The sequence below is a fragment of the Sulfuricella denitrificans skB26 genome, from assembly GCF_000297055.2.
GTDB classification, from domain to species: domain Bacteria; phylum Pseudomonadota; class Gammaproteobacteria; order Burkholderiales; family Sulfuricellaceae; genus Sulfuricella; species Sulfuricella denitrificans.
The window spans coordinates 2,489,728-2,512,731 of the sequence record NC_022357.1; the positions used below are offsets into that span (position 1 = coordinate 2,489,728).

A 23,004-nucleotide genomic window follows, 5' to 3' on the forward strand; every position below is an offset into this window, starting at 1 on the left:
TGGCTGCGCGAACTCGTGCGGACGCGCCATAATCTGATATGTCGGATTTTCTGAAGCGTATCGACAAAGTCGTCTGGGGCGTCCAGGAATCGCCTTTGAAGCCGCGCGTATTAAGGGTTGTACGCACGGTGTTGGTTTTGTCGCATGATCTCGCGCGCGGCCAGCTCACTCTTCGTGCGATGGGCCTTGTGTACACGACGCTGCTTTCCATCGTGCCACTGCTCGCGCTGAGTTTCTCGGTGCTGAAGGCGTTCGGCGTCTACAACCAGATCCTGCCGATGCTGCTGAACTTTCTCTCTCCGCTCGGCGAAAAGGGCGAGGAAATCGCGCACAGCATCGTACAGTTCATCGAGAAAATGAATGTTGGCGTACTAGGCGCAGTCGGCTTGGCACTCCTCGTGTATACCTCGATCTCGCTGATGCAGAAAATCGAGGAGTCGCTGAACCACATCTGGCACATTCCGCGCCCCAGACCACTGGGAGAGAGGTTCAGCCGCTATATCAGCGTGCTCATGGTCGGTCCGATTCTGGTGTTTTCGGCACTGGGAATCACCGCTACCGTGATGAATGTGGAGGTGGTTCGCGAACTGCTCGCGATCGATGTACTGGGCCAGACCATACAGGCGGTCAGCCGGCTTATACCCTACCTGCTGGTGATCTCGGCCTTCACCTTCGTCTATATCTTCATTCCGAACACGCGAGTCCGGTTCGTCCCCGCGCTACTCGGCGGCATAGCCGGCGGAATCGCCTGGCAAACCGCAGGATGGGCATTCGCTACCTTCGTAGTGTCATCGAACCAGTACGCGGCAATTTACTCGGGCCTGGCGATTCTGATCCTGTTCATGATCTGGCTGTACCTGAACTGGCTGATCTTGTTGTTCGGCGCGAGCGTCGCGTTCTACGTCCAGCACCCCGAATACCTGTACGCCGGTGGCGGCGAACCGCGACTGAGCAACCGGATGCGCGAGCGGGTTGGGTTGTCGGTAATGAGCCTGGTTGCAGGCCGGTTTATTGCCGGCGAGCGCATGCCATCGCTGCTGGAATTTACACGCCTGCTTGGCGTGCCGATGCACGCTCTGGAGGTGATACTCGATGCGCTGGAAAGTCGCGAGCTCATCATGCAGAGCAGTGACGATCCTCCTGTCTACATGCCGGCGCGCGACCCCTCTCTGATATCGGTGACACAGGTGATTGAGACCGTGCGCGCCGCCGGCGAGGAACGCTTCCTGTCGCCCGAGGGACTGCCTGCACCGCAGCCTGTCGACGATCTGCTCGGTCGGGTTCAGCAAGCGGTCGAATCTTCGGTCGGCGAAATGACCCTTCGCGAATTGGCAGCGCAGGGAACGGAATGTGCAAGGCAAGACCGGGTCGTGCCGAAGGATCAATAGACTGCTCCTGATCTTACGGACCTCCGCGCCTTTTTACTTTAAGGTCTGTTGTATCGCATAAAGCGGTCTGTCAACGTTTGAGGTGACCTGCTGCTGGGGCGCGAAGCGCGGTGGGAATCCGCAAACGCAACTTGCGGGCGGTTCGGTTGACCAAGGGGTTGGGCCGTCATTGCTCGTAACTTAGAACCTCTTGGCACAGTTAGCGATCAAGTAATTCAGTGGCGAGCCCTTCGAAAAGCAGTCGATCGCATGGTTTCGCTCGGCTGCTTTTAGTGATCTTACCCATCGCAGATGCCCATGACAGTCGGTCAGACGGCCCTGTCTGGTCAAAATTCAGTGCGTGCCGACATCCATAATTCTGTCTCGGCGTTCTTACACTACCCAGATACGAAATGGACGTTCAGCCGAAATCAATGGTATTTTTTAATCTGATTACGCCCATTCCTTTTAGCGATATAAAGTGCTTCATCAGCATTTGCTAAAAGCGCATCAATGCCTATATTGCCGTCCTCGCACGCAACCAATCCAAAACTGGCGGTAATTTTAATTTGATGCTCATTATTTGTTACAACAAGATTTTCAATTTCGGCTCTTAAACGCTCTGCCATAATTGTGGCGTCTTCAAGACAGGTTTCTGGAAGAACAAACGCAAATTCTTCTCCACCTATACGAGCAACAATATCTATTTCTCGAACAATTCTTTTCAATGGTTCGGCCACTGCCTGCAATACCTTGTCTCCAACTGCATGACCATATTTGTCATTGGTCATTTTGAAATGATCTATATCCATCATTATGACTGAAACAGAGTGACCAGATCTTTTTGCCAGTTCAAGAATGTTGTGACCCCGTTCAAAAAATACGCGCCGATTATTTAGTCCGGTTAATTCGTCTTTTTGAGACAGTTCCTCAGCATATTTTTTTGCGGCCAACAACTCTTCTTCTATAGCCTTTCGGTCAGTGATGTCAGTAGCAATTTCAAGGCGCACCAAACGTCCGTCAATCCAGCGAATGGCTAGATCACGGCACTGATACCAGCGTTTGTTTACGGTATTTTGAAATTCCCAGACATAAACCCCGGCAGGCGCACCGGTCTCGTCCAGCAGACGATTGTTGGTACAAAAAGAACACGGGCCATCCTGGTCAGTTTGTAGCACTTTCCAGCAGGTCTGCCCTCGAATATCCCCCCAAATGGATCTTCCATATGCATTGGCAAGCAATACCTCATAAGCCTCCATATCGGACACATAAACCAAGGCATCGAGGCTATCGAGAACAATCGATATACTCCGATAGCTTTCATCGGCAATTTTTTTCTCGTTATTTTCCACCTGTTTAGTCATTAGAAGATGCTCGGTTAGCTGATTTCTACCTTAAGATATAGAATAATTTAATAAAATCCATACTATATAACCCCCCAATAATACGGGCAGCGCGGCCTGCCTTTTTGCTTGGGGTAGATGGGGCTGCTTTTGCACTTCACAGCCCCTTACAATCCGATTGAATCGGGCAATCTGTAATAACAAGTTTGAACTACTAAGGTGAGCCTCATCGTTTTGCCCGCGTGAGCGAATCCAGCACCTCGGCGATCTCTCGCCCGAGCGCGTCGAGCGCTTTTGCATGTGCGCTGACGAGTGGGGTAACACCTGGGGCATTTACCCGTTCGACGAAGACGGAATGCGCTTCGCGCAATCGTTCGCCGGCACGGTTTCGAACGCTCCACGCCGCTTCTAGCGTGATGGATTCGCCCGGCACCGATTCGAAACTCAGTACGTCGATCAACACTCGGTAATCCGCGCCCTGCCCACCGTACTGCAAATACACTGCGACGCGCGCCGCTGGCAACCGTTGCCCGACCTCCTCTGCGAGGACACGCGGAATCTCGCGTTTCAAGGGTTCAGACCAACGCTCGTCGTCCAGAATCGCATTGCGGTTCGGCGCGACACGGAGCACGATTTGTTGCCGATCCAGCGCATCTGGTACGGTTACCGGTCCGATTGCGACCCGATAGTCAGGAACTCCGGTTACTTCTGTCGCCGACGGCGGCGATACACCAGAAAGCGTGTAGTAGCGTGTCTTCGCCGGCGTTGCACAGGCGGCGAGCGTCAGCAGCAGCGATGCGGCCAGCACGGCTCCAAGCTTCACTGTGCTGGCTCCTCGACACGGCCGCGAAGGATCGCGCCGGGGTTGCGCTCAAGGTAATCTGCCAGACTGCGCATCGCCTCCGCCGCTCGCGAGATTTCACGTAATGACTCGCGCACGTCGTGCTGCATGGGCGCATCTTCGGCAAGCAAACCATCGATGCCGGCGAGCGTCTTCTCCGCGCTCGACAGCGTGCGGCTCAGATCGGCCAAGGTGCGCCCTGCCTGCGGTGTGAGATCGCTGTCGACCCGTTTCACGGTGCCCTCGGTTGCAGCAAGCATGCTTTCAAGTGCCTTCAGCGACTTGCGCGCATCGGCGACCGTGGCCTCCAGCGGCAGCTTGTCCAGCTTGCGTGCAAGCCGCAGCAGCGTTGCCTGCAGTTCCTGAAGACTGCTGGCCGCAGTCGGAATCTCGGCATAGCCAGCGTGCTTCAACACTGCCGCCTTCGGTTCGTTGGGAAAGAAATCGAGCGCGACAAAGAGCTGGCCGGTGAGCAGGCTGCCGCTGCGCAGTTGCGCGCGCAGGCCGTGCGCAACGAGCTTATCGATGAGCGCGCCGTGCGGCGCAGTGCCCTGCTTAATCTTGCCGCGCAGCCGGTCCGGATAAAGCCGCACTTCAACGGGAATGCGCACAGCCATGTTCTTTGCGTCGAAGTCGACGTTGATGGCGACAACTTCGCCCACCACCACGCCGCGGAAATCCACCGGCGCACCGACGGAGAGCCCGCGCACCGATTCATCGAACACCAGATGGTAGGTCTCTTCGGCGGTATCGGGCAGACGCAGCGCCTTGCCCTGGTCTGAATAGAGCGTGAAGCTTGCGTTCCCTTGCGCCGGGGGTGCCTGCGCAGATTCGGTCGGCGTCTGAAAAGCGACACCCCCGAGCAACATCGACGCGACCGATTCGGTGTTCAGCCGAATACCGCTTGCATCGAGCGCAACATCAAAGCCGCTCGCCTGCCAGAAACGTGTATCTGACTTGACATGGCGGTCGTAGGGCGCGTTGACGAACACGCGCAGCTGCACGCCTATGCCGTCTTTGTCGAGTTCATAGGCGACGACCGAGCCGACCTGGACGCGCCGGAAGTAAACCGGCGAGCCGATATCCAGCGAGCCTAGATCATCGGCACGCAACTGGAAATGACGCCCGGGCAGGTCGACGGTGACGATCGGCGGCACATCGAGCCCGACGAACTTACTCCTTGAATCACTCGAGGAACCCACGTCCATGCCGATATAGGCGCCCGAGAGCAGCGTACCCAGGCCGGATATCTGTGTCCCCGAAATGCGCGGGCGCACCACCCAGAAACGGGTATCTTCGACGAGGAAGGGCTTGGCCTGCTTGCTGAGGGCCACTGTGGCGACGACCCCCTTGCCGTCTTCCGAGAACGCGATAGCAACGACACGACCGATGTCCACGTTGTGGTATTTGACGCGCGTCTTCTCCGGTTCCAGCCCTTCAGCGGTACTGAAACTGATAGTGATCGTCGGACCACGATCGAGCACTGCCTTGACAGCGAGCCAGCCGCCAATCAGCGCCGCGATGATCGGAATCAGCCACACCAGCTGCAGCGACCAGCGACGGTGCGGTTTCACGCGGGCTTCCGGGATGGACATGGGATCCTGCGGGTTCGGTGGCTGCTCTATGATTCTTTCTCCTGTATGTCCCAGATTAAGCGTGGGTCGAAACTTGCGGCGGCGAACATGGTCAGCACCACCACCGCGCCGAACGCGGCTGCGCCAGGTCCGGCGTGAATCGAGGCGAACGTGCTCACCTGAACCAGCGCCACCAGTATCGTCACGACGTAAATATCGAGCATCGACCAGCGGCCTGCAAATTCGATAATTCGATAAAGCCGCGTGCGCGTGCGCGGATGCGCGACAGATCGCATTTGCACCGAGCCGGCAAGGACCGCCAGCGCGATCATCTTTACCAAGGGTACCATCACGCTGGCAAAAAACACGAGCGATGCCAGGACAAAAGATCCCGACGTCCACAGGAATGCGACGCCGGAGAGGATGGTATCGCTCTGCGTGCCGAAGAGCGAACTGGTGTCCATGATAGGCAGTGTATTGGCCGGTACATAAAGGATTATAGCCGCGATAAGGAAAGCCCATGTGCGCGCCAGACTCGCAGGCTTGCGCATATGCAGCATTGCGCCGCAGCGCGGGCAGTATGCATCGCTGCCCGGCGGCGGCGCGTGACTCACCAGCCGGCACACCTCGCATGCAAGCAGGCCACTTCGGGCTGCGGTCGGTGCCTTGCTCACCGAATTGTCTCCAGTTGCTTCCAGGCGGCATCTGGATCGAACGCGGCTGCGGCAGCCGCGATAAACGCCATCAGTGCGCCGAAGGAAAACAGGGCCACGCCAGGCTCGACTATCGCGATATGCGCGAGCTTGACCAGCGACACCAGCACGCCGAGCAGGAACACTTCCACCATGCCCCACGGTTTCACGCTTTCGATAAAGTGGAGGATAGCCACAGCCCCACGGCCGCGCGCGCCCTGTCGCAGCGTCACCAGCACCCAGGTCAGTCCGATGAGCTCTGCTGCCGGCACGAATATCGTGGTAAAAAACACCAGCACCGCCACCGTCCGTGCCTCGTCGTCCCACAAAGACTCCACCGCACCGAAGAGCGTCGAGCTGGTGTGCGTGCCCTGCACTTCCAGCCCGACAATCGGATAGACATTGGCGACCACGAAGAGAATGCATGCCGTAAGCGCTAGCGCAAGCGCCCGCTCGTTTGCATCCGGCGGCGCGTGCCGGTAGAGAAGCGCGCCGCAGCGCGTGCAGCGTGCCTCGCCACCGGACGGCAGTTGCGTCTGGCGGTGCAGCAAGTCGCATTCCAGGCAGGCGACAAATGTGGGCGAGGACATAATAGGTAATCGGTCAATCACTGCAACGTCAAACAAACTGCAGTCGCACGCGATACGTGCGCCGCATCGATTGTCTCTTCAGACCTGCCCGCCTTGGCACCGATCGCGAGGGTCGAGAGATATTGATCAAGATTACATGGTAGCAAGAAAAGGGGGACCCAAGTTGCTCTCTTAAATGTCGCTCACACTGGGTCAAAACTCTCCATGTGCCAACAAGTAACGGCAGAATGGGGAGAAAACAATAACTCGTTCTATTGTCAGGGCTATACTTGGATTGAGAATTTGAACGGCCTTTCCGTTTCTCTACAAGGAGAAGAAAATGCACGAAAAATTAAGGAAAAAAATCATGCCGTCCGCAACAGGGACAGCCATGCCTGTTCCTGCGAACACCATCGACATCATCCAGCACGCGGAGGTTATCGCCACCTCTGAATCCGAAAGCCGCCCTCTGGACAATATCGTTGACGGCAGCACTGGGCCGGGTAGCTCGCAATGGGTGGCGGGATCTACGGGACCGCAGAGTCTAATTTTCAAATTTGATGCGCCCCAGAACATCACTGGCATCATTTATGAAATCGAGGAACAAGAAATAGCGCGCACGCAGGAAGTCTGTTTTGAAGTATCCACCGATTCCGGCGCCCACTTCCGGGAAATCCTTCGGCACGAATACAATTTCAGTCCGAACGGAAGCACATTTCAAAGAGAGGAACTGAAACTGGATCTTCCTCGAATCACAGACCTGAAAATGACCATTAAACCGGACAAGGGAAACCTTGACTGCGTGGCAAAACTGAACTACATCGCATTCCAGATGTAACCGCTGACGCACACTGCCGCAGGCCTTGCCTGATCAATCGATACGCCAGCCCGCACGCGCCTCCAGTCGGGCAATGAGTTCCGGCCTGGCGCGGGCGATCTCAGGTCGCGAGCGCAAGGCCAGCGCCAGCACCGCGTGCAGGTTGAGCGCCTCGCCTCGCCGCCGATCATCTTCATAGCGGCGGGCAAAGTCCGTTGGCACCCGCAGGGTCCAGTTATCCTCATTCACCGTGCCCGGTACATTGTAGGTTTCCTCCAGCCCGAACAGATCGGCAAAGAACAACATGACGTGGCGGGCTGGGCTCAGGAAAAGGTCGGCCACCTTGGCGTGGGCCAGTTTGCGGTAGTCGGAGGCCAGGGCAGATGCCAGTAACTCAGGGGCGTCCGGACGCAGGCGGCGGGCGAGATAGGCCGCCTGTTTGCATCCCTCCTCTCTCCCCTGCCAGTCCTTAGTCAGGCGCCAGATGGACGGCGTGTCGTGGTTGCCCACCATGACCCAATCCTGATGTTCGGCGTTCTCGCTGCGATAGACATCCGTGGGATCGTCCAGGTCGGCCTTCTGGGTCACCCGGAAGCGGCCCAGGCCATGCCGCAAGCGCACCTGTCTGAGGGGCAGAGTCTCGGTGGACAGCACTTCGCACAGGATGTCCTCCTTGCGCCTGCCGTGGGCGTGCACCTGCTCCATGAGGGTGTCCATCAACACAGCGTAGCGGCTTTCATGCTCAGGCGTTAGTTCTCGCACCCAATCGTCGGCATAAGCAGGCCGTTCCCGGTTGAGCTGATCCGGGTGCACGATAGCATGGTGGGCGAGATCAGGATGGTCGTCCTGGGAGGAGAACAGCCGTGCCCCGCGCTGCAGCGCGTGATAAGGGTCGGGGTCGTCGGCCCGATAGACCCAGGGGCAGACCAGGCCGTGAGGATGATCCAGACGCAGCCCGTCGAACTCCGCCAGCATTTTTCCCAGGCGCTCGGCGACGAAAACGAGTGCCGGGCCGGGCTCGCCTCCCGGGCTGAGAAAGTGGGCCGGGTCCAGCACCGGATAGTTCCAGGGCTGGCCATTGATATTGGTGCGACTGGGTGGAGCGCCCATGACATAGCCGCCAAGCAGCAAGGCTTGCCGGCTCCAGGCGTCGCGCAGGGACAAGCCTACCTGCACATCACCGTAGATCTTGAGGCCCAAAGCCTGCATCTGGCCCCGGAAGGTCCGGTGCTGTTCGAGCAAAATGAGCTGGACCAGTGCATAACGCTCCAGCAGGCCACCATGTCTTTGTTCCAGCATCCGCCTGCGTTTCTCGCTGTCAGCAGTGGTCGAAGCAGGCAGCACGCGGTCCTGAGCACGTTCCCCTTCCTGTGGCCATTGCCGCCAGGGAAGTCGGTTGTGCTCCAGGCTCAGGGCCTCGTATAGGGCATCGTCGCGCAGCCAATGGTTCTCCTGCCAGAAGGCGGCGAGCGCTACGTCAAGCCGAAGGGCAGCGGGTTCGCACCGCTGCCGAGCCGCATCGAAGCGCTGATGGATATCCTCCACCGCTTTTGCATAGGCGTCGAAGGTGTAGGCGCAGGCCACCCTGTTCCCGTCGGGGCGAGGGTTGCCGGCCACCATCTCCAGCCAGGCATCCTCACCCAGCAGGCCACCCCACTCGGAGTTGCGGGCAAGGGCCTTCAGGTCCAGCGAGAAGATGCTACGGGAGAATATGGTGCCATCATAAGGCGAGTGATTAACCGGGGAGGTCTGACCCTGGGGTCCCAATTGCAGGCCGGTAAAACCCAAAGCACGGGCAAACCGGGCCAGTGCCATGCCTCCCTCGCCGTAAGGGCTGCCTCGCCCGGTGTCCTCACCTTCCACGCCTGGAAAGCTCGCATCGTGCACAGCCAGCAGAAAGTCCGATTTGTCCAGCAGCCTTAGCGCCTCGGCGAGATCGGGGTCGATGGCGGGCGGGAGGGACGCCGTTCCCGGCGAGTCGAGCATCTGAAGCTCCTTGAGTGTGTGATTCATAGTCATTGTTTCAATTATAAAATGATTATCGCGGTTCCAGTTTGATATTGGCCAGCCTATCGCCGCCATCAGGCTCGTATTGCTGCTTTTTATCCCTTAAATAATGCACTCGCATATAGGCGCCAGCAGCAAAAACGGGTGCCGTTGTACAGGCAAATAAGAATGAGTTACCATTTTCTAAATAAAATTTATGATCTTAGGAAAATATGGTCAGAGTCCTTGACGTAAAGGCACATTGGCAGTTTTTTGACTCACCCCCCTTCTGGTACGGGTCGCAAAATCCAGGCCTGAAGTCTGCTCCCAGGGCAATTTAGGAAAATCATGAGCATTTCGCCTGAATCCGTCGCCATCCCCCGCCATTTGTCGGTCAGCCTCAAGCTGGGCGCGGTTGTCCTGTTGCTGGCGACGCTTGCCGCCGGCAACCTGTATTTTTCCGAGAAACTGCACGAGGGCATCGTGAACGTTTCCGACATCATCAACCAGAGCGGACGTCTACGCTATCTCTCCCAACAGATCGCTCTCCGTTCGGCTGGCTTTGTGCTGGAACCGGACGCGGATATCGGGAAATCGGCACGCGAGATTGAGGCTAAATTCGAGCTGCGTTACTCCAGGGTGAAGCATGAAGTTGGGCAAATTCCGCTGTTGATGCGTGGCACCGGGGACGATCTGGAAGGCCCTCTGGAGCGGATTCAAAAAATCCGGCCATACCAGCATTCCGCGCTGGAGCAGGTGCTGACGGGAATCGATCAGGAAGCGCGGCGCATACCACAGGGAGCGGTGGCCGCCTATTCAATATTGCTGCTGAGGGAAACCGATCAGTTGGTGAATACCCTCGAAAAAGCGTCACAAACAGCCCATCGGCGGACAGATTTCATCATTTACTCAGTGCAGGCGCTGGAAGTCTTGCTCATGTTCTGGCTCTTCTTCTACGTCCGCTCGCGGATTACCGTACCGATCCTCAAGCTGGCCGATTTCAGCCGGCGTTTCGCTGCCGGCGAGCGTACCGTGCGCATGGATTTCCATTCGAGCGATGAAATCGGCGAACTGGTACTGACATTCAACACCACTGCGGCACAGACCGCCGAACTGATCGAGGAACTCGACAACCGCGCACGTGAAAACGCTATGCTGGCAGCCATTCTCGAAGCCACTTCTGACTTCGTTGGTACCGCTTCCCCGGAAGGACACTGTCTTTTTCTTAATCGCGCCGGGCGCAAGATACTGGGGCTTGCCGAGGATGAAGACCTTGGCGGTCATACCATTGCCGATTACTACCCGCCCGAGATAGCTGATCTCATCACCCACACCGCACACCCCGCTGCGGTACGGGAAGGGTCGTGGGCCGGAGAAAGCCTGCTGCGCTCGCGCACCGGACAAGAAATCCCCGTGTCGCAGGTGACTATCGCCCACAAGGGAGAGGACGGTGCGGTGAATTACTATTCCAGCATCATGCGCGATACAACGCATTTCAAGATGCTGGAGCAACGCCTGCAATCCTCGCTCGATTTCCACCTCAAGCTGATGCAGGAACTCCCCAACCCGATCTGGCGTGCGGGGCGTGACAACAAGTGCAATTATTTCAACCGCGCCTGGCTGGAATTTACCGGCCGCACCCTGGAGCAGGAACTGGGCGATGGCTGGGCTGACGGCGTGCACCCGGAAGATCTCGAACGCTGCCTGAGCACTTATCTTTCCGCCTTCAAGCGGCGCGAACCGTTCACCATGGAATACCGTCTGCGCCATCGCGACGGCAGCTACCACTGGCTGCTCGATCATGGGACACCCTTTACCGACCTGGACGGGGAATTTGCCGGTTATCTCGGCGCCTGCTATGACATCGAGGAGCGCATGCAGTACCAGTCGCAGCTTGAATACCAGTCGCAGCATGATGAGCTCACCGGCCTGCCGAACCGCAACCTCCTTGCTGACCGGATTAATCAGGTGATCAGTCGTGTGCGGCGCCATGACAGTCTGGTGGGAGTCTTGTTCCTCGACCTCGATAATTTCAAGGTGATCAACGACAGCCTCGGCCACGAAGTCGGCGACCATATCATCAAGGCAGTCAGCGAACGACTCGTCGCCGCGGTGCGCGAGGGTGACACCGTGGCGCGCTACGGCGGCGACGAATTCGTCGTCGTACTGGCCGACATGGCGCAGGAGGAAGATGTGGTGAGCACCACTCGCAAGCTGATGGCGGAAATGACGGCACCATTCAGCGTTGACGGGCGCAATATCGTGGTCACCGCCAGCCTCGGTGTGGCGATCTGCCCACGCGATGGCGAGGATCAGGTAATCCTGCTGCGCAACGCCGACACCGCGCTCTACCGCGCCAAGGAAGCGGGACGCAACACCTTCCAGTTTTACGCAGCGGAAATGAATCAGCGGTTGCTGGCGCGCCTCAACCTGGAAAGGGATTTGCGACAGGCAGTGGAACGCAACGAATTCCTGCTCCACTACCAGCCCCAGATAAACCTTACCAATGGTGCGATTATCGGCGTAGAGGCGCTGGTGCGCTGGCGCCAACCGGAGCAGGGCATCATCCCCCCCGATGAATTCATTCCACTGGCAGAGGAAACCGGCCTGATCGTGCAGCTGGGAAAATGGGTGCTGCGGGAAGCTTGTCGCCAAGCGCGAGCCTGGCACGATGCCGGGTTGCCGAAGATAGGCATTTCAGTCAACCTTTCCGCGCGTCAGTTCCGCGAGCCTGGACTGAAGCAGACCATCCTCGACATGCTGGCGGAAACCGGGTTGGAGGCGCGCTTCCTCGAAATGGAAATCACCGAAAGCATGGTGATGTTCGACCCGGAAGGCGCTATCGCGGTGCTGGATGAACTGCAACAGCAGGGCATCACCTTTGCCATGGACGATTTCGGCACCGGTTATTCTTCGCTCAATTATCTCAAGCGTTTCCCCATTCACAAGCTCAAGATCGACCAGTCTTTTGTACGGAACATCACTACAGACTCGAATGATGCCGCCATTACCAACGCAGTGATCGAGTTGGCGCACGGCCTCAAACTGAAAGTCATCGCAGAGGGCGTGGAAACCGAGGAACAGCGCTCTTTCCTGCGCGCGCACCAGTGCGATGAAATGCAGGGCTATCTTTTCAGCCGTCCTGTCCCTGCAGAAGATATAGTGAACTTGTTAATCGCCAACAATCAGTTGCTGGCAGCGCCGGTGAACAACATCGACGAATCTTCGCCCCCGGTTGTGGGAAGATGACGAGTCGCCTGCTGTCAATCACTCAATTATCAGGCGCAGGCTTTTCTGTCAGCCTCGCGGCGTCCCGGCGATGTCCTGCGCTCACCGGATGGGAGGCGTTCCTTGAGGCGTTGTAGCGCGCTACACCTTTCAATCAATCTACGTTCAGCGGGGATAAACTCCACCTTGTAGACGGGTAGCGTGGAATTTTTATGCATGATGTGCTCACTCTTTCCAGTGAAACCCATTGATCATCTGTGTTGGATGCTTTTGATTAGCCACATAATAACCACCATCACTCCATGGTTTCATGGTTTCATTTGAATGTCAAAATTCAATCTAGCAGGCGAACGACAATCTTGGCACTGCGAGGTCATTAGGATCGACAGTAGAATCACATCCTAACGAAAGGTGGGAGTGATCAAAGCAGACCGGTATTGATCTCTGAATTCTGTTAATTTTTAATTGGAATACATAGAAACCCTTGCTTCAACGATTAGGCGCGGACGCCTCAGAACTTGATCGCTGAAAACACTTTCTGCGCCAGTGCACCAGTGGCTTGCAAGGGGTTCTCGCGGATTGCTTTTTCTTGTTCGGCCATCATCAGAAACAGGCCATCCATAGCTTTTCGGGTGATGTAGTCATCCATTTTGGTATCACGCTCGTCTACCAAACCCAGTTTGGCACCTTTGCCAGCGAATTGGTCATATTTCTCTGCCAACTTCACTTTCTTCATCGACTTGTTCACGATAGGCTTGAATTTTTCACTCAATGCAGCTTCGGTATTTTTGCGGAAGTACTGGGTAGCCGCGTCGTTGCCACCAGTCAAAATTCCCTTGGCATCTTCTACCGTCATTTTCTTCACTGCGCCTGTCAGCAGGATCTTCGCTTCCGGCACAGCAGCCTCGGCGGCGCGATTCATCGATGTAGTCAAGTCGTCCGCATAGCTGCTCATGCCGAATTTGCGCAGCAGGCTATCCGCTTTTTGCAGGCTTTCAGGCAACGGGATGCGTACTTTATCGTTACCCAGAAAGCCGTTTTCTTTGGCGAGGCTAGCAACAGCTGTTTCCGCGCCTTGCGTAAGCGCTTGCTTCAGGCTGCCCACTTGGTCTTTGTTGCTAAAACTAGCCAAGCCGGCCGATGACACAGGAGTGGATTGCTGTACCGCAGGGGCGGCGGGCGCAGTGTTCTGTGGTATAGCGTCGCCCAATTTATTTAGCGTGTCTTTGTTGACCAAGTCTCCCAGATCAAAGGCGTTGGCCGAGGTGATAGCCAGTGCAACGAATGCAACAATAACTCTACGAACAAAGTGATGGAGCAACATTGTCTATCTCCTTGGTGGCCATTGGCCTGAATGTCTAACATTTCAATCAAGCGCGTGACGGTAAGTCGCCACCCATTGAACGAACTGTTATTAGATTCGTTCGTTAGTAACCGATTATTTCTTAAGTAAATCTCGGATTTCTGTAAGCAGAACCTCCTCTGCTGACGGAGCCGCCGGGGCCGCAGGAGCGGCTTCTTCTTTTTTCTTAAGTGAGGTTATAAACCGAACAGCCATAAAAATCACAAATGCAATAATGGTAAAGTCGATAACCGTCTGGGCGAATTTCCCATAGGCTATGATAACCGCGGGTGATTTATCCGCTGCTTCTTTTATGGTGACGGCAAGATCGGAAAAATTAACCCCACCTAAAAGAACTCCTATTGGTGGCATGACTACGTCGGCAACAAAGGATGAGACAATTTTCCCAAACGCCGCTCCAACAATAACACCAACGGCCATGTCAACGACATTCCCTCTAACTGCAAACGCCTTAAAATCCTGCATCATACCCATAGCATTTTTCCTTTCTGTTTTTAACAGTGGCTCAAAGATTGATTCCGTTTTCTGGATAATGATTGAATACAGTATTGCCAAAGGCAGATAGTAGAAGGATTGGTTCAACTATGCACCCAATAAGCGATTTCTCCACGGGTACAATCTATTCAATTACCACCTTTTTTCTTGGGTATTAAAGTCAACAATACTTAATCAATTAAGTCGACTTATATACCAGACTATTTTACTTGGCTATTATTTCAAGTCAATGTAGTCACTACAGAAGAATCATACCAGTCCAGATCAATCACGAAAATCCGATTCAATTGATTGCAAAATCAGTAGCCAGGCAGACACTATGGCCAACATCTCAACAGTTGAGATATGAAGCGCCTACACAGCACCCCCAGAAAAGCAAAAAGGCCACCCCGAAGAGTGACCTAATGCATTTTTATGGTGGGCCCGCACGGACTTGAACCGTGGACCAAAGGATTATGAGTCCTCTGCTCTAACCAACTGAGCTACAGGCCCAATAACTCTGTGCTACGCCAGCCCTGGATCAGACCTCGTTATCCAGGAAGCTGCGCAGGCGTTCGGAGCGGGAAGGATGACGCAACTTGCGCAAGGCCTTGGCTTCGATCTGACGGATACGCTCGCGAGTGACGTCGAACTGCTTGCCGACTTCTTCCAGGGTGTGGTCGGTATTCATCTCGATGCCGAAGCGCATGCGCAGCACTTTGGCTTCGCGCGGCGTGAGTGATTCCAGCACTTCCTTGGTGGCTTCGCGCAATGAGGCATACAGCGCTGCGTCAGCGGGAGCCAGTGTAGTCGAGTCTTCGATGAAGTCACCCAGGTGAGAATCCTCGTCGTCGCCGATCGGGGTTTCCATGGAGATTGGCTCCTTGGAAATCTTGAGAATTTTGCGGATCTTCTCCTCGGGCATCTCCATCTTTTCCGCCAACTCTGAAGGATCGGGTTCCTGTCCGGTTTCTTGCAGGATCTGACGCGAGATGCGGTTCATCTTGTTGATGGTTTCGATCATGTGCACCGGAATACGGATGGTGCGCGCCTGATCGGCGATGGAACGCGTGATCGCCTGACGAATCCACCAGGTGGCATAGGTCGAAAACTTGTAGCCACGGCGGTATTCAAATTTATCCACGGCCTTCATCAGTCCGATGTTGCCTTCCTGAATCAGATCGAGGAACTGCAGGCCGCGATTGGTGTATTTTTTGGCAATGGAGATCACCAGGCGCAGGTTGGCCTCGATCATTTCGCGCTTGGCACGTCGCGCCTTGGCTTCGCCGGTGGACATCTGGCGATTGATTTCCTTGAGGTCCTTGATAGGTATCCGCACTCGTTCCTGCAAATCCAGCAGGCGCTGCTGCTGGTCGACAATGGAGTGCTGGAAACGCGTCAGCTTCTCGCAGTAGGGCTTCTTGGTGGCGATTTCCGTCAACACCCAGTCCAGGTTGTTTTCGTTGCCAGGGAAAGTTTTGATGAAATGTGTCCGCGGCATGCCGGATTTGGTCACGCACAATTCCATGATCTCGCGCTCGTAGCTGCGCACTTCTTCCACCAGGGAGCGCAGGCTTTCACACAGAAATTCCACTTGCTTGGCGGAAAAACGAATGGACAGGAGCTCGCCAGAGACCTGTTCCTGCCATTCCTTGTAGCCTTTAGCCTTGGGGCCTTTCTTCGCCAGCGACTGCTGCATCTTGTCGAATGCCTTGCGGATCACGGCAAAGCGCTCCAGCGCATCAGCTTTGAGCTGGGCCAGATTAGCCGCGGCCACCGCAGCACCGGCTTCTTCTTCCTCTTCTTCCGTCAACTCCTCGGCCGCTTCGCCCGCTTCCTCCGCTTCCACGGCAGAATCCGCGATATCTTCTTCAAGCTCTCCATCCGCGTTCATCAAGCCGTCTACCAGCTCGTCCACACGCATTTCGTCACGCTCGACCTTGTCTACCAGCGCAAGAATCTCGGTGATCGTGGTCGGGCAAGCGGAAATCGCCTGTACCATGTGCTTCAAGCCATCTTCGATACGCTTGGCGATTTCAATCTCGCCCTCACGGGTCAGCAGTTCTACCGAACCCATCTCGCGCATGTACATGCGCACCGGATCGGTGGTACGACCGAAATCGGAATCGACGGTGGATAGCGCCGCCTCGGCCTCTTCCACGACATCTTCGTCGGTCACTGTCGGCGCAGCATCGGACATGAGCAGGGTTTCCGCATCCGGCGCCTCGTCGCACACGGAAATTCCCATGTCGCCGATCATGCTGATAATGCCCTCGATCTGCTCGGCATCGAGCATGTCATCCGGCAGATGGTCGTTTATCTCGGCGTAGGTCAGGTAGCCACGCTCCTTACCCAGCACAATCAGGGTCTTCAGGCGCATCCGTCGCGCATCGACGTCGCTCATGCGTAATTCGGATTTGTCGTTTTCTGTCGCCATAACATTCTGTTCCAGCAAAGGATTTCGTTGCAAAAAAGTGCTAAATTATATACTATTTTTGGGCGGATTGGTCACTATTTGTCGAAGCTGAGCCTCCCGGCAGCAAGCTCAATAACTCCCGCTTCTCATCCACAGAAAGCCCCTGCGTACAGGAAAGCGCCAGCAGTTCATCAAACCTGCGTTTGCGCCCACCCTCGCGCAACTGCTCCAGCGCGCCGGCGAACTCCTCCGCCACTTCGAATTCCTCGTCCCACTGCAAAATCTCGCCCGACACCTCGCTCAACAAAACTTCATGAAGCGTGCCACGAAAACGCTCCAACACAGCTACCGTCGTCGTTGGCTGAGAATGACTAGCGGCGACGAAACCAAGCAGCGCTGACAAAGTCTTCAACTCCTCCGAACCCTCGCCCAACAGGCTCATATCGAAACCCACACCCAACTCGGGCTGGACAAGCAACAGTTGCAGCAACTTTCTGGCCAGCGAGGGCGGCTTGCGGGATGGCCGGGGTCGAGTACGAGTAGCCGCAGGTTTTACCGTCGATTTGACCGGAATCAGTCCTTCTAGTTCATTCCGTGTAACACCTGCCAATTCCGATAGACGCTGCTGCAGCATCATGCGTAGCGCCGGTGCAGCCACCTGCTGCACCAAAGGTTGCGCCAGCTTTAGAAAGTGTGCCCGCCCTTCCATGGTTTGCATGTCCACCCCGGCGGCCAGTTCACGCAAGAGAAACTCCGACATCGGCATCGCGCTTTCTAACTGCGCCTCGAATGCCGCCTTCCCTTCCTTGCGGATGTAGCTGTCGGGATCCTCGCCCTGGGGCAGAAACAGGAACCTGATACTTTTTTCGTCACCCACCAGCGCCAGGCTGTTTTCCAGTGCGCGCCATGCCGCCTTGCGCCCCGCCGTGTCGCCGTCGAAGCAGAACACGACGTTATCGGTTTGCCGCAACAACTTTTGCACATGCACCGGCGTAGTCGCGGTACCCAGCGTTGCCACCGCATATTCGACGCCGTGCTGAGCCAGCGCCACCACGTCCATGTAACCTTCCACCACAATCACTTTGCCGGCGGCGCGAATCGCCTGGCGTGCCTGAAACAGGCCGTAAAGCTCACGACCTTTCTCGAACAGCGGCGTTTCCGGAGAATTCAGGTACTTGGGCTCCCCCGTTTCCAGCACCCGCCCGCCGAAACCGATCACCGTACCCTTCTGGTTAATGATGGGAAACATGATCCGGTCGCGAAAACGGTCGTAGCGCTTGCCTTCGCCCTCGATCACCAGTCCCGCCTGCACCAGAGCTTTCGCCTGGTAGTCAGAAAAAACCGTGGCGAGGTTTTGCCAGCCTCCCGGCGCATAGCCGATACCGAAGCGCGCCGCGATTTCGCCGGAAAGACCGCGTTTTTTCAGGTATGCGATCGCCCCTTCTGAGCGCTTTAGCTCATCGCGGTAATAATGGGTCGCATGCTGCATCGCCTCGGTCAGGGCCTCAAAATCACCTTCTGTCTTGCGCTCATAATGCCCGGATTCCTCTTTCGGCACCGTCAGGCCAGCACTTCTGGCCAATTCCTCCACCGCTTCGACGAAGCCCAGACCCTGGTGCTCCATGACAAACCCAATGGCGCTGCCGTGCGCGCCGCAACCGAAGCAATGGTAAAACTGCTTGGTAGGACTAACCGAAAATGATGGGGATTTTTCGCTGTGGAACGGGCAGCAGGCGACATAGTTCGCGCCCGCCTTCTTGAGCGGGACGTAGCGGTCCACCACGTCAACGATATCCAGGCGATTGAGAAGATCCTGGACGAAGGACTGCGGAATCATGAGCCCCCTGCTAAAGCATTACACCAAAACAGCTCCGCCCACTACGGAATACGGGAATCGGATACGGCGGACGGACGGATGAAACTGTGGAGTTGAAACGCTTAGCCGCCCAGTTTGGCTTTGATCAGGGCAGACACCTTGCCCATATCGGCACGTCCGGCCATTTGCGGCTTGACGATCGCCATAACCTTGCCCATGTCCTTCACGCCAGCCGCCCCGGAGGAAGCAATCGCGGCAACAACCAGCGCCTCGGCCTCGGAGTCCGTCAGGGGCTGCGGCATATAACCCTGCAGCACCGACACCTCGAACTTCTCGATGTCAGCCAGATCCTGTCGTCCAGCGGATTCGAACTGGGAAATGGAGTCGCGCCGCTGCTTGAGCATTTTCTCGATCGCCGCGATCACCTGATCATCGGAGAGCTCGATGCGCTCGTCCACCTCGCGCTGCTTGATCGCGGCCATAAGCAGCCGGATCGCCGCAAGGCGTGACACATCCTTGGCACGCATCGCCGATTTCATATCCTCGGCGATTTGAAGCCTGAGACTCATTGAATCAATAGAGCTTGGGGGGGAGCATCTGGCTGCGCAGGCGCTTGAAGTGGCGCTTGACAGCAGCAGCCATCTTGCGCTTGCGCTCAGCAGTGGGCTTCTCGTAAAATTCGCGAGCGCGAAGTTCAGTCAGCAGACCGGTTTTTTCCACAGCGCGCTTGAAGCGGCGCAGAGCTACATCGAACGGCTCGTTTTCCTTGACACGTACACTCGGCATGAGTAAATCACCTTAAATTTAGTAATGAGTTTTGAAGCAAGTCGATAATTATATCGGCTAAATAATCTTTTTCATAGCCAAATTTACCGTTCCCTGCAAAACCGCTATGATGGCGGCCTTATGCTAGTCCTCGGAATCGAAACCTCCTGCGATGAAACCGGCGTTGCTCTGTACCATACGGAGCGGGGCTTGCTCGCCCATGCATTGCACTCGCAGGTGGCGATGCACGCTGAATATGGCGGGGTAGTACCGGAACTCGCTTCACGTGATCACATCCGGCGCGTGCTGCCACTGACCCGGCAAACCCTGCAGCAAGCCGGCTGCACCCTGGACGACATCGGGGCCATCGCCTATACCGAAGGGCCAGGGCTAGCCGGGGCGCTACTGGTAGGCGCCAGCATTGCCGCCGCGCTTGGATTCGCACTCAAGGTGCCTGTCATCGGCATTCACCATCTTGAAGGCCACCTGCTCGCGCCATTGCTCGAACCCAATCCGCCCGCCTTCCCGTTCGTCGCCCTGCTGGTTTCTGGCGGCCACAGCCAGTTGATGAAAGTTTCCGGCATTGGCGCCTACGAAACCCTGGGAGAAACCCTGGACGACGCCGCCGGCGAAGCCTTCGACAAAACCGCCAAATTGCTCGGACTAGGCTATCCGGGTGGACCGGCGCTATCCATGCGGGCCGAGCAGGGTGTGCCGGGGCGATTCAAGCTGCCGCGGCCCATGATCAATAGCGGCGACCTCAATTTCAGCTTCAGCGGCCTGAAGACTGCAGTGCTGACCCTGGCCAGACAGCAGACGCTGGACGACCAGACCGTGAACGACATCGCCCGCGCATTTCAGGACGCCATCGTTGAAGTACTCACAGTCAAATCACTGGCTGCACTGGGCCAGAGCGGCCTGGACCGGTTGGTGGTAGCCGGCGGAGTGGGAGCCAACCGGCAGTTGCGCGAAAAGCTCTCTGCGCTTTCCGCCCGCCGGGGCTTTGAAGTGTATTATCCGAAGCTCGAATTCTGCACCGACAACGGCGCCATGATTGCCTTCGCCGGCGCGATGCGGATTAAGCTTACGCCCGCCAAGGGCTGGAAATTCAACGTGCGTCCGCGCTGGGATCTGGCACAACTGGAATCAACCGCTATTTGACACCACGCAATCCGCTTACCCAGCGGATCAAGGATTCATTGCCGATCATCCGCGTCACCTCCAGCGGGAAAAACAGCAGCGCATAGAACGCGATCAGGATCAGGATCAACAGCACGTGGCCGAACACGCTTTCAGGCCGTAACACCCCCCAGTATTTCATGGCGAGGAACACCATATCCTTCTTGTGCTCCGACATACTGCGGTATTTAAGCACCAGTTTGACCAGCAGATAGACGGCATAGCCGCCGCTAAGCGACAGGAAGACCACGCGAAACAGGCTGTACATGTCCATACCGCCGAGCAGGGCGCGGTGATACATCAGCGAAAGCCCTCCCATGACCACAGAAGCGACCACCGCGATCAGGATATTGATGATCAGACGCCGACGTTCGCGTGCCAGATCCTGCTGGCGCTGGATGAAAAAGCTGTCCACCTCGCGCTTCAGATATTCGACACGGTCCTGTACCAAGGCGGTGATTTCCGCCTTCATCACGCCCACACGGGCGTCAACAGTGGCGCCGAGCTTCTCTGCTGCGTAGTCCACCAGTTCGATCACGTCGTCCTTGGTGAACTGGCGCTGGCTATGCAATTCGGCGGAAATCTTGTCCAGCTTGTGATCGACTTCCCGGCTCGCACTCAACACTGCCTCACGCAGTTCGCCGCTAGCCTCTTTCACCCCATCCTGGACAACGACATTCAGCTTCTCCGCAGCCTGCTCGATAGCCGTAAGGGAAACCTGTTCCAGGCTTTCCCGTGCGTAATCCATTTCCTTTTCGAACCAGGCCACAGCCACACCTCCAGTGTCTTAAGTATAGAGCCTACTGCGGCGGTGCATCGCCGGGCTGAGTCTTGCCGATCGCCTGCTCCTTGCCGGAAAGCAGGTTCTGAATATTGCTCTTGTGCCGCCAGATCAGGAGCAGCGACACCGCCGCAACCGCCGCAACCAGCACACCGGATTTCAGCCACAACCAGCCGTAAAATGGGGTGAACACCGCCGCGATCAAGGCGGACAAGGAAGAAATTCGCCACATGTAGGTCGCCAGCAGCCAAGTTGCCAAGGCAGCGAGACCCAGCCAGAGATTAAGTGCAAGCAGGATGCCCAGCACCGTAGCTACACCCTTGCCGCCGTGGAAGGCGAAAAAAATCGGGTAGACATGACCTAGAAACACCGCTATTGCAGAGGCAGCGACGACAGTCTCGTCCAGGCCGTAGACGGGCGCCAGGCGCAACGCCAGAAAAACAGCCAGCCAGCCCTTGGCGCCATCGCCCAGCAAAGTCACCGCGGCGGCCAGTTTTTTACCGGTGCGCAAGACATTGGTCGCGCCCGGGTTTTTCGAGCCGAAGGTGCGCGGATCGGGCAGGCCGAACATCTTGCTGGTGAGTACAGCAAAGGAGACCGAGCCAATCAGATAAGCCGCGAGGATGAAAATTACCGTAATCATATCAAATCACTTAAAATGGCCACTTTTAGATTTTACGGCAATTTGCCCGCCCGAACACCCGATGGATATCGTTTTCCTGGAAGAAATCAAGCTCGACATCGTCATCGGCATCTATGAGTGGGAGCGCAAAGTCCCCCAGACCATCCGCATCGACATCGAGATCGGACTGCCGCACAGCCGTGGAGGCGAATCCGACAACATCGTGGACACCATCGACTACGGCGCGGTAATGGCGCGCATTCGCCAAACCGCAGCCGAACAACATTTTTCCCTGGTGGAAGCCCTGGCAGAGCATATTGCCACCCTGATCCGCACCGAATTCGGCGCGCCCTGGGTAAAAGTATCAGTCGCCAAACTGGGCATGCTGCGTGGCGTCAAGCGACTGGGCATCATGATTGAACGCGGGGAGCGGCCATCAGCCTAGAAGCATTAGCGGCTGCCCTGCTAATCCTCCTTCTCGCCTACTTCATCCGGGGCATCACGGGTTTCGGCTCCGGACTGATTGCGGTACCCCTCCTGGCGCACTTCCTGCCTCTCCAATTTGTCGTGCCATTGGTGCTGGTGCTGGATTTTTCGGCTTCCATTGCACTCGGCGGAAAAACCCGCAAGCACATCAACTGGAACGAACTAAAACCTTTGTTGCCCTTCGGCGCGACAGGCGTGATCCTGGGCGTAACGCTGCTCATCCACATGCCGCGCGAACCGCTGCTGATCGGCCTGGGAATTTTTGTGCTGATCTTCGGCGTGCGCAACCTGCTCAACATCCACGGCGAAGCCACCATCTCACGCTGGTGGGCCATACCGACCGGGCTCACCGGCGGCACCGTTGGCGCACTGTTCGGCACGGGCGGTCCGCCCTACATCATCTATCTGTCCCACCGCCTGAAAGACAAAGCCGAACTGCGCGCCACCTTCTCCGGCCTGTTCACCCTGGAGGGCGGACTGCGCGTCATTGCCTTCCTCGCTACTGGCCTGCTGCTGCAGAGCGGGATGCTCACGGCCATCCTCGCCGCCCTGCCGGTCATGGCGCTCGGCCTGTATCTCGGCCACCGCGCCCACCTCGGCATCTCCAGCCCGCAAATACTCAAGCTCATCGGCGTACTGCTCATCGGCAGCAGCGCCTCACTGATCTGGAAAGCCTTGGCCTGAC

General features: G+C 56.7%; 21 protein-coding genes and 1 tRNA gene. 6 read left to right on the plus strand and 16 right to left on the minus strand.

Annotated features, from left to right (window positions below; translation table 11 throughout):
- The first annotated feature begins 38 nt into the window (after positions 1-38).
- Positions 39-1,388 (plus strand): YihY/virulence factor BrkB family protein, encoded by a 1,350-nt coding sequence (locus tag SCD_RS12035; protein WP_009205437.1) that lies wholly within the window; start codon positions 39-41, stop codon positions 1,386-1,388.
- A gap of 410 nt (positions 1,389-1,798) precedes the next feature.
- On the opposite strand, the gene SCD_RS12040 is transcribed toward SCD_RS12035, so the two are convergent.
- The 5 genes from SCD_RS12040 to SCD_RS16745 all read right to left on the minus strand — a co-directional run bounded on the left by SCD_RS12040 (position 1,799) and on the right by SCD_RS16745 (position 6,407).
- Positions 1,799-2,731, minus strand: coding sequence for a sensor domain-containing diguanylate cyclase (locus tag SCD_RS12040; protein ID WP_009205438.1), 933 nt, complete (start codon positions 2,729-2,731; stop codon positions 1,799-1,801).
- Positions 2,732-2,936: 205 nt separating this feature from the next.
- The gene (locus tag SCD_RS12045) at positions 2,937-3,533 is read right to left on the minus strand and encodes a PqiC family protein (protein ID WP_009205439.1); all 597 of its coding nucleotides are present in this window, start codon (positions 3,531-3,533) and stop codon (positions 2,937-2,939) included.
- Complete coding sequence (locus SCD_RS12050; RefSeq protein ID WP_009205440.1) at positions 3,530-5,146, minus strand: PqiB family protein; 1,617 nt, start codon at positions 5,144-5,146, stop codon at positions 3,530-3,532. Before SCD_RS12050 ends, SCD_RS12045 begins: the two co-directional genes overlap by 4 nt.
- A gap of 26 nt (positions 5,147-5,172) precedes the next feature.
- Positions 5,173-5,799, minus strand: coding sequence for a paraquat-inducible protein A (locus SCD_RS16740; protein WP_009205441.1), 627 nt, complete (start codon positions 5,797-5,799; stop codon positions 5,173-5,175).
- Positions 5,796-6,407, minus strand: coding sequence for a paraquat-inducible protein A (locus tag SCD_RS16745; protein ID WP_009205442.1), 612 nt, complete (start codon positions 6,405-6,407; stop codon positions 5,796-5,798). Before SCD_RS16745 ends, SCD_RS16740 begins: the two co-directional genes overlap by 4 nt.
- Before the next feature lie 319 nt (positions 6,408-6,726).
- Between SCD_RS16745 and SCD_RS12065 the strand changes: the two genes are divergently transcribed.
- On the plus strand, positions 6,727-7,224 hold the full coding sequence (locus SCD_RS12065; RefSeq protein WP_009205443.1) for a discoidin domain-containing protein: 498 nt from the start codon (positions 6,727-6,729) through the stop codon (positions 7,222-7,224).
- Positions 7,225-7,257: 33 nt separating this feature from the next.
- Here SCD_RS12065 and SCD_RS12070 read toward each other — a convergent pair whose 3' ends face one another.
- Complete coding sequence (locus SCD_RS12070; RefSeq protein ID WP_051338803.1) at positions 7,258-9,216, minus strand: 4-alpha-glucanotransferase; 1,959 nt, start codon at positions 9,214-9,216, stop codon at positions 7,258-7,260.
- 321 nt (positions 9,217-9,537) lie between these two features.
- Between SCD_RS12070 and SCD_RS15855 the strand changes: the two genes are divergently transcribed.
- Complete coding sequence (locus tag SCD_RS15855; RefSeq protein WP_009205445.1) at positions 9,538-12,438, plus strand: EAL domain-containing protein; 2,901 nt, start codon at positions 9,538-9,540, stop codon at positions 12,436-12,438.
- Positions 12,439-12,467: 29 nt separating this feature from the next.
- On the opposite strand, the gene SCD_RS16645 is transcribed toward SCD_RS15855, so the two are convergent.
- The 8 genes from SCD_RS16645 to rpsU form a co-directional block, all read right to left on the minus strand.
- Positions 12,468-12,635, minus strand: coding sequence for a hypothetical protein (locus SCD_RS16645; RefSeq protein ID WP_173391742.1), 168 nt, complete (start codon positions 12,633-12,635; stop codon positions 12,468-12,470).
- Between the two features lie 293 nt (positions 12,636-12,928).
- Complete coding sequence (locus tag SCD_RS12080; RefSeq protein WP_009205446.1) at positions 12,929-13,741, minus strand: DUF4197 domain-containing protein; 813 nt, start codon at positions 13,739-13,741, stop codon at positions 12,929-12,931.
- A 114-nt stretch (positions 13,742-13,855) separates the two neighbouring features.
- The gene (gene mscL, locus SCD_RS12085) at positions 13,856-14,362 is read right to left on the minus strand and encodes a large-conductance mechanosensitive channel protein MscL (RefSeq protein WP_332370304.1); all 507 of its coding nucleotides are present in this window, start codon (positions 14,360-14,362) and stop codon (positions 13,856-13,858) included.
- A 328-nt stretch (positions 14,363-14,690) separates the two neighbouring features.
- Positions 14,691-14,767 (minus strand) — tRNA-Ile (locus tag SCD_RS12090).
- A 28-nt stretch (positions 14,768-14,795) separates the two neighbouring features.
- Positions 14,796-16,691: an RNA polymerase sigma factor RpoD gene (rpoD, locus tag SCD_RS12095; protein WP_009205448.1), complete on the minus strand. Its 1,896-nt coding sequence runs from the start codon at positions 16,689-16,691 to the stop codon at positions 14,796-14,798.
- A gap of 52 nt (positions 16,692-16,743) precedes the next feature.
- Positions 16,744-18,507 (minus strand): DNA primase, encoded by a 1,764-nt coding sequence (gene dnaG, locus SCD_RS12100; RefSeq protein ID WP_009205449.1) that lies wholly within the window; start codon positions 18,505-18,507, stop codon positions 16,744-16,746.
- A gap of 101 nt (positions 18,508-18,608) precedes the next feature.
- Positions 18,609-19,055, minus strand: coding sequence for a GatB/YqeY domain-containing protein (locus tag SCD_RS12105; protein WP_009205450.1), 447 nt, complete (start codon positions 19,053-19,055; stop codon positions 18,609-18,611).
- 4 nt (positions 19,056-19,059) lie between these two features.
- A complete protein-coding gene (rpsU, locus tag SCD_RS12110; RefSeq protein WP_009205451.1) occupies positions 19,060-19,272 on the minus strand; it encodes a 30S ribosomal protein S21 in 213 nt (70 codons plus the stop codon).
- 120 nt (positions 19,273-19,392) lie between these two features.
- Here rpsU and tsaD point away from each other — a divergent pair, with 120 nt between their 5' ends.
- Complete coding sequence (gene tsaD, locus SCD_RS12115) at positions 19,393-20,412, plus strand: tRNA (adenosine(37)-N6)-threonylcarbamoyltransferase complex transferase subunit TsaD (RefSeq protein WP_009205452.1); 1,020 nt, start codon at positions 19,393-19,395, stop codon at positions 20,410-20,412.
- Here the strand turns inward: tsaD and SCD_RS12120 are convergent.
- Positions 20,405-21,199: a hypothetical protein gene (locus SCD_RS12120; RefSeq protein ID WP_009205453.1), complete on the minus strand. Its 795-nt coding sequence runs from the start codon at positions 21,197-21,199 to the stop codon at positions 20,405-20,407. The two genes, tsaD and SCD_RS12120, sit on opposite strands and share 8 nt — an antisense overlap.
- Before the next feature lie 31 nt (positions 21,200-21,230).
- On the minus strand, positions 21,231-21,854 hold the full coding sequence (gene plsY, locus SCD_RS12125) for a glycerol-3-phosphate 1-O-acyltransferase PlsY (RefSeq protein ID WP_009205454.1): 624 nt from the start codon (positions 21,852-21,854) through the stop codon (positions 21,231-21,233).
- A gap of 61 nt (positions 21,855-21,915) precedes the next feature.
- On the opposite strand from plsY, the gene SCD_RS12130 reads away from it, so the two are divergent.
- Together SCD_RS12130 and SCD_RS12135 are read left to right on the plus strand one after the other, a co-directional pair.
- Positions 21,916-22,278 carry a dihydroneopterin aldolase gene (locus tag SCD_RS12130; RefSeq protein ID WP_009205455.1) on the plus strand — a complete coding sequence of 121 codons (363 nt, stop codon included), beginning with the start codon at positions 21,916-21,918 and terminating at the stop codon, positions 22,276-22,278.
- 53 nt (positions 22,279-22,331) lie between these two features.
- Complete coding sequence (locus SCD_RS12135) at positions 22,332-23,003, plus strand: sulfite exporter TauE/SafE family protein (protein WP_232504462.1); 672 nt, start codon at positions 22,332-22,334, stop codon at positions 23,001-23,003.
- The last annotated feature ends 1 nt before the right edge of the window (position 23,004 follow it).